The sequence below is a fragment of the Alcanivorax sp. HI0044 genome (genome assembly GCF_001634945.1).
On the sequence record NZ_LWEZ01001698.1, the window covers coordinates 1 to 686 of the forward strand.

At 58.9% G+C, this 686-nt stretch carries 1 protein-coding gene; it reads left to right on the forward strand.

Annotated features, from left to right (window positions below):
* Positions 1 to 686: Fe-S cluster assembly protein SufB (gene sufB / locus A3730_RS25555; RefSeq protein WP_063539260.1), on the forward strand; the 686-nt coding region annotated here is incomplete at both ends.

A 686-nucleotide genomic window follows, 5' to 3' on the forward strand; every position in this document is an offset into this window, starting at 1 on the left:
CACCACCTTCAAGGAAAAACTGTGGGAAGCCGGGGTCATCTTCTGCTCCATTTCCGAAGCGATTCAGGAATACCCGGAACTGATTCAGAAATACATGGGCTCAGTGGTACCCAAGGGCGACAACTTCTACGCCGCCCTGAACAGCGCCGTGTTCTCTGACGGTTCCTTTGTGTACATCCCCAAGGGCGTACGCTGCCCCATGGAGCTGTCCACCTACTTCCGTATCAACGAAGCCAACACCGGCCAGTTCGAGCGCACCCTGATCATTGCCGACGAAGGCAGCTATGTGAGCTACCTGGAAGGCTGCACCGCCCCCCAGCGCGACGAAAACCAGCTGCACGCCGCCGTGGTCGAGCTGGTGGCCCTGCCCGGTGCCGAGATCAAATACTCCACGGTGCAGAACTGGTATCCCGGCGACGAAAACGGCAAGGGTGGCATCTACAACTTCGTCACCAAGCGCGGCGTGGCCCACGACAACAGCAAGATCAGCTGGACCCAGGTGGAAACCGGCTCTGCCATTACCTGGAAGTACCCGTCCGTGATCCTGCGTGGTGACAACAGCATCGGTGAATTCTACTCCGTGGCCCTGACCCGCCACATGCAGCAGGCGGACACCGGCACCAAAATGATCCACCTGGGCAAGAACACCAAGAGCACCATTATTTCCAAGGGCATTTCCGCCGGGC